Origin of the sequence: Veillonella magna DSM 19857, assembly GCF_000428745.1 — a bacterium.
In the GTDB taxonomy this organism is placed as follows: Bacteria; Bacillota; Negativicutes; order Veillonellales; family Veillonellaceae; genus Veillonella_A; species Veillonella_A magna.
The window spans coordinates 23,972-32,855 of sequence record NZ_AUAN01000016.1; the positions used below are offsets into that span (position 1 = coordinate 23,972).

6 protein-coding genes are annotated in these 8,884 nt (G+C 45.1%); all 6 read left to right on the top strand.

Annotated features, from left to right (window positions below; translation table 11 throughout):
* The first annotated feature begins 18 nt into the window (after positions 1-18).
* Positions 19-4,230, top strand: coding sequence for a DNA-directed RNA polymerase subunit beta' (gene rpoC / locus G344_RS0106160; protein WP_028255441.1), 4,212 nt, complete (start codon positions 19-21; stop codon positions 4,228-4,230).
* Between the two features lie 445 nt (positions 4,231-4,675).
* The gene (locus G344_RS0106165) at positions 4,676-4,921 is read left to right on the top strand and encodes a ribosomal L7Ae/L30e/S12e/Gadd45 family protein (protein ID WP_028255442.1); all 246 of its coding nucleotides are present in this window, start codon (positions 4,676-4,678) and stop codon (positions 4,919-4,921) included.
* A 76-nt stretch (positions 4,922-4,997) separates the two neighbouring features.
* Positions 4,998-5,372, top strand: a complete 375-nt coding sequence (gene rpsL, locus G344_RS0106170) for a 30S ribosomal protein S12 (protein ID WP_028255443.1) — start codon at positions 4,998-5,000, stop codon at positions 5,370-5,372.
* 42 nt (positions 5,373-5,414) lie between these two features.
* Positions 5,415-5,885 (top strand): 30S ribosomal protein S7, encoded by a 471-nt coding sequence (gene rpsG, locus G344_RS0106175; RefSeq protein ID WP_028255444.1) that lies wholly within the window; start codon positions 5,415-5,417, stop codon positions 5,883-5,885.
* Between the two features lie 24 nt (positions 5,886-5,909).
* Positions 5,910-7,985 carry an elongation factor G gene (gene fusA, locus G344_RS0106180; protein ID WP_028255445.1) on the top strand — a complete coding sequence of 692 codons (2,076 nt, stop codon included), beginning with the start codon at positions 5,910-5,912 and terminating at the stop codon, positions 7,983-7,985.
* A gap of 57 nt (positions 7,986-8,042) precedes the next feature.
* Positions 8,043-8,884: elongation factor Tu (tuf, locus tag G344_RS0106185; protein ID WP_028255446.1), on the top strand; the 842-nt coding region annotated here is incomplete at its 3' end.

Here is an 8,884-nt window from a genome sequence, read left to right on the forward strand (position 1 = left end):
AAGAAGGGAGCGATACTTGTGCTAGACGTAAATGAATTTGATTCCATGCGGATTGGCTTGGCCTCGCCTAAGCAGATCTTGGAATGGTCTTACGGTGAAGTAAAAAAACCGGAAACAATTAACTACCGCACATTGAAGCCGGAACGCGACGGTCTGTTCTGCGAACGCATTTTTGGACCGACAAAAGACTGGGAATGTCATTGCGGTAAATATAAGCGCATCCGTCATAAGGGCGTAGTGTGCGATAAATGCGGCGTTGAAGTAACACGCGCTAAGGTGCGTCGTGAACGTATGGGCCATATTGTGTTGGCCACGCCGGTATCTCATATTTGGTATTTCAAGGGCATTCCGTCCCGCATGGGTCTTATCCTTGATATATCGCCGCGTTCGTTGGAACGTGTATTGTATTTTGCTGCTTACATCGTAGTTGATCCTGGCGAAACTCCGTTGGCGAAACGTCAGCTTCTTACCGAATCGGAATATCGCGAATACGAAGCGCAATTTATGGATGAAAACTATACGATCGGTGGTAAGCAGGTAGCTCTTGAAACGGTATCACAGCGTCGTGAACGCTTGGCTATCGTAGCGGAAGCTAAACGTAAGGAAGCTAAAAACGCCGCATTGGCAGCAGATACTTCTATTCCGGAAGAAGAAAAGGAGTATGAAACGTTAAGTCGTGAAGAACGCTATGAGTTGGCAGCGTTGAACGAAGTGTCGTTTGCCTGCGTAGATATGGGGGCAGAGGCAATTAAAGAATTATTAAGCGAATTGGATCTTGATTTGCTTAATGCTGAGCTTCGTAATGAATTGGAAACGGCTACAGGTCAGCGTAAAGTTCGTGCCGTACGCCGTTTGGAAGTAGTAGAAGCGTTCCGCCAATCCGGTAACCGTCCGGAATGGATGATTATGGATGTGGTGCCGGTTATTCCGCCGGAGCTTCGTCCGATGGTTCAGCTCGACGGTGGTCGTTTTGCTACGTCCGATTTAAATGATTTGTATCGTCGCGTAATCAATCGTAACAATCGATTGAAACGTTTATTGGATTTAGACGCACCGGAAATTATTGTTCGCAATGAAAAGCGTATGTTACAGGAAGCCGTTGATGCGCTCATCGACAACGGTCGCCGCGGCCGTCCTGTTACAGGTCCTGGTAACCGTCCACTGAAATCCTTGTCCGATATGTTAAAAGGGAAACAAGGTCGTTTCCGTCAGAACTTGCTGGGGAAACGTGTTGACTATTCCGGCCGTTCCGTTATCGTAGTTGGTCCGGAATTGAAAATGCATCAATGCGGCTTGCCGAAAGAAATGGCGTTGGAATTGTTCAAACCATTTGTTATGAAGCGTTTGGTAGAACGCCAGCAAGCAAGCAATATTAAGGCTGCTAAGCGTCAGGTAGAACGTATCGGTCCGGGCGTATGGGAAGCTTTGGAAGAAGTAATCAAAGAACATCCGGTACTTCTTAACCGTGCCCCGACACTGCATCGCTTGGGGATTCAGGCTTTCGAACCGATTCTTTGGGAAGGCCGTGCTATCAAACTTCATCCGTTGGTATGTACTGCGTTTAACGCTGACTTTGACGGTGACCAGATGGCTTGTCACTTGCCGCTTTCTGTAGAAGCGCAGTCGGAAGCACGTACATTGATGTTGTCTTCGCATAACATCTTGTCAACTAAAGACGGTAAGCCGGTTGCGGTACCTTCTCAGGATATGATTCTCGGCACCTACTATCTGACCGTAGTACGTCAGCATACGAAGGATAAGGCTAAATATTTTGCTAATTACGATGAAGTTATGTTGGCATATAACTCAGGTATTATCGGTTTGCAAGATATTTTATATATTCGTCTTGAAGGCTATGGCCGCGTAGAAACAACGGCTGGCCGATTGATTTTCAATGAAGCTTTATATCCTGAATTGCGTCAATTTGAGCGCCAGGAAGACGGTCACTACACATTGGGCCGCGTTATGGATAAAAAAATGGTAGGCAAACTGGTTGACCAGTGTTTCCAATTATTCGGTAACGAAAAGACGGCGGAACTTCTCGACCGCGTAAAATCATTGGGCTACTCCTTTGCACGTCGTGCGGGTATGACAATCGCTATTGCCGATATTAAAGTACCGGAAGAAAAAGCACCGATTTTGAGCAAAGCTGATGAAGATGTAGATAAAGTATCTCGTCTGTATCGTCGCGGTTTGATTTCCGAAGATGAACGCTATCGTAAAACAATTCAACTTTGGACACAGGCTACGGAAGATGTAACGGATGCCATGATGGACAACATGATGCGTGACCAGGAAGGCTTTAACCCGGTATACATGATGGCTATTTCCGGTGCCCGTGGTAATAAACAGCAGATTCGTCAGTTGGCTGGTATGCGCGGTTTGATGGCAGACCCGTCCGGTCGGATTATCGACTTGCCCATTAAGGCTAACTTTAAGGAAGGTCTTACCGTATTGGATTACTTTACCTCTAGCCATGGGGCACGTAAAGGCTTGGCCGATACGGCTCTTCGTACGGCGGACTCCGGTTATTTGACCCGTCGCTTGGTTGATGTATCGCAGGATGTTATCGTCCGTGAAGAAGATTGTGACGTTGTGGGTATTGATTTGGTGCGTGAACGTGCGCGCTTGGCAAGCTCTACTCGTCAGGCAGTTAACCTTTTAAAGGATAAATTGATTGGTCGCGTTCTTGATAAAGACGTTATTGTTCCGTCTACAGGAGAAGTTATTGTTCCGGCGGAAACGATTCTCACTGAAGAATCCTTGGAATTGTTGGTAGAACATAAGGTGGCGGATATTTCATTACGCGGTGTTCACCTTGGTAATGACAGCGATATGAACCATACTAACCTTGTACAGAACATTAAACTTGGTGAAACGGACGAAGGCATTCGTGAAACTCTCCGTGAAACCATGGTTCATAACATGTTGGGCAAGGATACGGTAAACGCCGTTATCGATGGTGAAGGTAATGAAATTGTTCCTGCCGGCGTAGCATTGACAGAAGAAGGTATAGAAGCAATTCTTGATAGCGATGTAAAAGAAGTACAAGTACGCAACAATGACATTCACGGCATTGAAGTAGAAGCTATTGTCGAAGGTGCCGGCATCATTGAACCGTTGAAGGATCGAATTGTAGGCCGTACGGCAGCAGAAGAATTGATTAATAAAGATACCGGTGAAGTTATCGTACCGCTTAACGGTGAAATTACGGAAGAATTGGCAGATGAAGTCGTTAAATATTACGATACTGTCAAGATTCGTTCCGTGTTGACTTGCCGCTCCCCGTATGGCGTTTGCATGAAGTGCTACGGTCGAGATCTCGGTACAGGTAACCAGGTACAGGTTGGTGAAGCCGTAGGTATTATTGCGGCACAGTCTATCGGTGAACCGGGTACACAGCTTACGATGCGTACATTCCATACAGGTGGGGTTGCCGGTGACGATATTACTCAAGGTTTGCCGCGTGTCGAAGAATTGTTTGAAGCACGTCGCCCGAAGCGCCATGCTATCATCAGCGAAGTAGAAGGGGTAGTACGTGTTGTACCTAATGATAATAAGAAGGGGACAAATACAATTTTTGTAACCGATAAAGACGGCGTAGAGCAAGATTATCTTATTCCGTACGGTGCGCGTATCATCGTTAAGGACGGAGATCATGTAGCTTTGGGTGGTCGCCTCACGGAAGGTTCCATTAATCCACATGATATTATGCGTGTAATGGGCACGGAAGCAACGCAGCGTTATCTTGTTTATGAAGTACAAAAAGTATATAAATCGCAAGGTGTAGAAATCAACGATAAGCATATTGAAGTTATTGTACGTCAAATGCTTCATAAGGTTAAGGTTGAAAGTGCCGGTGATGCTGATCTGTTGCCGGGCGATCCTGTAGATGTGAATACCTTTGAAGCCGAAAATCGTCGTTTGATTATGAATGGTAAACAACCGGCTACAGGTAAACGTATTTTGTTAGGTATTACTAAAGCAGCATTAGCTACCGATAGCTTCTTGTCAGCCGCTTCTTTCCAGGAAACGACTCGTGTTCTTACCGATGCAGCTATTAAAGGCAAGATTGATCCGTTATTGGGCTTGAAGGAGAACGTTATTATCGGTAAATTGATTCCTGCCGGTACTGGTATGAGTCGCTACCGTAAGATTCGCGTTGTAAAAAAAGAACCACAGATTATTGATGTTCCGGCAGAAACGATGGACGATAGTGCAGACGCATAGGAACTAAGAATCGTGAGTGGCACATAGTCTAATTGGTTTCTTGGTAATAGCTAGGAGAGTAGCTATAAGAGTGAGTCACGTGAGGTTCTTGAAGACTAGCCGAGCGTATAAATTTAGATATCTTATATAATAAAAAGAGAAGTACAATCACAGGATTGGCTTCTCTTTTTGTATTTATTTTGCAAGGAAGTTATGCGTGAAAAGCAATATTGATGTTAAAATTGAAATATTATACGAATATTAGCTCAAGATTTGCATAAAATGGGAGAAAATATTCATTGAAAAATAAAATTGAACCGCACGGAAAAGTGTACATATAAAAGCCAGTGTTTATGCGGAAAAACAGCAATTAATTTTGTTGACAACAGTCGGGGATGATGCTAAACTGTTATAGTGCTTACGGAAGAGTGTGCCCATGAGCATAATAAAGACAAGGAGCGAGGATATGGAACTCAGTATTCTGACATCGTCTGCGAAGACAATTGGTGCTAAACAAACTTCAAAGGCAATAGCACGAGATGAAGTAGAGTTGGTATTCGTTGCTAACAATAGTGATGATCGAATTGCGTTGCCTATTCTTGAACTTTGTGAAGTACACGGTGTTGCCGTTGATAGAAATCATTCGATGGAAGAACTTGGTAAAGCAGCTAACATTAAAGTGAAGGCGGCAGCAGTAGGTGTGCTTAAATAAATTTGGTAATATCCGGTACAGCTCTTGTTGTACGGGATCAATTATAAATCTAATTGTTTGGAAAGGAGGTGCCCAAATGCCGACAATCAATCAGCTAGTACGTAAGGGTCGCGAAACATTGACTCGTAAATCCACGGCTCCGGCATTGAAAGAATGCCCGCAGAAACGTGGTGTATGTACTCGTGTATATACAGCTACTCCGAAGAAACCGAACTCCGCACTTCGTAAAGTTGCCCGTGTTCGTTTGACAAATGCTATCGAAGTAACTGCATACATTCCGGGCATTGGACACAATTTACAGGAACACAGTGTAGTACTTATCAGAGGCGGTCGTGTTAAGGACCTTCCGGGTGTGCGTTATCACATCGTTCGCGGTGCATTGGATACAGCCGGCGTACAGAATCGTATGCAGAGTCGTTCCAAGTACGGCGCAAAAAAAGCTAAGAAATAATTGGCTTAACAGTAACACACATCGTTAAAGGAGGAAATTGATATGCCAAGAAAAGGCCCTGTGCCGAAGCGTGACGTACTTCCGGATCCGGTGTACAACAGCAAATTGGTTACACGCTTCATTAACAAAGTAATGTATGATGGCAAAAAAGGCATTGCCGAATCCATCGTATATGATGCATTTGAAATTGTTCGTTCCAAAATGGGTCAGGACCCAATGGAAGTTTTTGATCAGGCTCTTAAAAACGTTATGCCTGTATTGGAAGTTCGCGCTCGTCGTATTGGCGGTGCTAACTACCAGGTTCCGGTGGAAGTTCGTGCCGATCGTCGTTTATCCCTCGGTATTCGTTGGATGGTAAACTACGCTCGTCTTCGTGGTGAACGTACTATGAAAGAACGTCTTGCCGGTGAATTGATGGATGCGTTCAACAATACTGGCGCAGCAATCAAGAAAAAAGAAGATACTCATAAGATGGCAGAAGCCAATAAGGCATTTGCACATTATCGTTGGTAATTAGTTAAAGAGGAGTTGACATTAGTGGCAAGAGAATTTTCCTTGGAGAAAACTCGCAATATCGGTATCATGGCTCACATCGATGCCGGTAAAACTACCACGACGGAACGTATTCTTTACTACACAGGCCGAGTTCATAAAATCGGTGAAGTACATGAAGGTGCTGCTACGATGGACTGGATGGCTCAGGAACAGGAACGTGGTATTACAATCACGTCCGCTGCTACTACTTGCCACTGGAAAGATCATCGTATTAACATCATCGACACTCCGGGTCACGTTGACTTTACTGTGGAAGTAGAACGTTCTCTTCGTGTATTGGACGGCTCCGTTGCAGTATTCAGTGCTAAGGGCGGCGTTGAACCGCAGTCCGAAACTGTATGGCGTCAGGCTTCTACCTACGGCGTACCGCGTATCGCTTATGTAAATAAGATGGATACGGTAGGTGCTGACTTCTTCAACGTAGTAAATATGATGAAGGAACGCTTGGGTGCAAACAGTGTTGCTATCCAGGTGCCAATCGGGGCAGAAGATACCTTTAAAGGTATTATTGACCTGATGACAATGAAAGCCGAAATTTATACCAGCGATGACGGTAAAGAATATGAAATTACCGATATCCCGGCAGAATATCAGGAAATTGCCGAAGCTCGTCGTGAAATGATGGTTGATGCTATTGCTGAAACTGATGATGAAATCATGATGAAATACTTGGAAGGCGAAGAAATTACCATCGATGAATTGAAGGTAGCCCTTCGCAAAGCTGTTTGTGAAAACAAATTGTTCCCGGTATTGTGCGGCTCTTCCTATAAAAACAAGGGCGTACAGATGCTTTTGGATGCTGTAGTAGATTACATGCCGGCTCCGACTGACATCCCGCCGATTAAAGGTGTTAACCCTGAAACGGGTGAAGAAGAAACGCGTCCGTCTTCTGACGAACAGCCGTTCTCTGCATTAGCCTTCAAAATTATGGCTGACCCGTATGTTGGTAAATTGGCCTTCTTCCGTGTGTACTCCGGTACTTTGGAATCCGGCTCTTACGTTTATAATTCTACAAAAGGTAAGAAAGAACGTATCGGTCGTATTCTTCAGATGCATGCCAATAGCCGTCAGGAAATCGAAAAAGTTTACTCTGGTGACATTGCAGCAGCAGTAGGCTTAAAAGATACAACTACCGGTGATACGTTGTGTGATGACAAGGCTCCGGTAATCCTTGAATCCATGGAATTCCCGGAACCGGTTATTTCTGTTGCGGTTGAACCGAAAACAAAAGCTGACCAGGAAAAAATGGGTATTGCCTTAGCTCGTTTGGCTGAAGAAGACCCGACATTCAAAGTTCGTACTGATGAAGAAACCGGTCAGACTATTATTTCCGGTATGGGAGAATTACACTTGGACATTATCGTTGACCGTATGAATCGCGAATTCAAGGTTGAATGTAATGTTGGTAAGCCGCAGGTTGCTTATCGTGAAACGATTCGTAAATCTGTTAAAGCACAAGGTAAATTCGTTCGTCAGTCCGGTGGTCGTGGTCAGTACGGTGACTGCTGGTTGGAATTGATTCCGCAGGAACCGGGCGCAGGCTTCGAATTCGAAAACAAAATCGTTGGCGGGGCTATTCCTCGTGAATACATCGGACCTGTTGAAGCAGGTGTTAAAGAAGCAATGGAATCCGGTGTTATCGCCGGTTATCCGATGGTAGACATTAAGGTAATCGTATTTGACGGTTCCTATCATGATGTTGACTCTTCGGAAATGGCCTTTAAAATTGCTGGTTCTATGGGCTTCAAAGAAGGTGCTCGCAAAGCTGATCCGGTTCTCCTTGAACCATATATGGCAGTAGAAGTTGATGTGCCGGAAGAATACATGGGCGACGTAATCGGTGACCTTAACTCCCGTCGTGGCCGCATGGAAGGTATGGAAGCTCGTAATGGTACCCAGCATATCAAAGCCTTTGTTCCGTTGAGCGAAATGTTCGGTTATGCAACCGACTTACGTTCCAAGACACAGGGCCGTGGTAACTACAGCATGGCTGTTGACCACTACGAAGAAGTACCGAAGAAAATCGCTGAAGAAATTCAGGCAAAGAAAAACGGTTAATCCTATAAGGGTTACAATATTTAAGAAAATTTTAATTATCCGGGAGGACAATTCAAAATGGCAAAAGCAAAATTTGAACGTACTAAACCGCATGTTAACATCGGTACCATCGGTCACGTTGACCATGGTAAAACTACCCTTACCGCAGCAATCACTAAAGTTCTTGCTGAAAAAGGCCAGGCTCAGTTCCAGGACTACAGCATGATCGATAAAGCTCCGGAAGAACGTGAACGTGGTATTACTATTAACACTGCACACGTTGAATATGAAACGGACAGCCGTCACTATGCACACGTTGACTGCCCGGGCCATGCCGACTATGTTAAGAACATGATCACTGGCGCTGCTCAGATGGACGGTGCTATCCTCGTTGTATCCGCAGCTGACGGCCCGATGCCGCAGACTCGCGAACACATCCTCTTGGCTCGTCAGGTTGGCGTACCGGCTATCGTTGTATTCCTCAACAAAGCTGATATGGTTGACGACGAAGAATTGTTGGAACTCGTAGAAATGGAAGTTCGTGAACTTCTTTCTTCCTATGACTTCCCTGGCGATGATGTGCCGATCATCGTAGGCTCCGCTTTGAAAGCCCTCGAAGGCGATCAGAAATATGTTGATAAGATCATCGATCTTATGAACGCTGTTGACGAATACATTCCGACTCCGGAACGTGACACCGATAAGACCTTCTTGATGCCGGTCGAAGACGTGTTCACTATTACCGGTCGTGGTACGGTTGCTACCGGCCGTGTTGAACGTGGCGAAATCAAAGTAGGCGACACTGTTGAAATCGTTGGTTTGCAGGAAAAACCGTCCCAGTCCGTTGTAACCGGTTTGGAAATGTTCCGCAAAACTTTGGATTCCGCAGTAGCCGGCGATAACGTTGGTGCTCTTCTTCG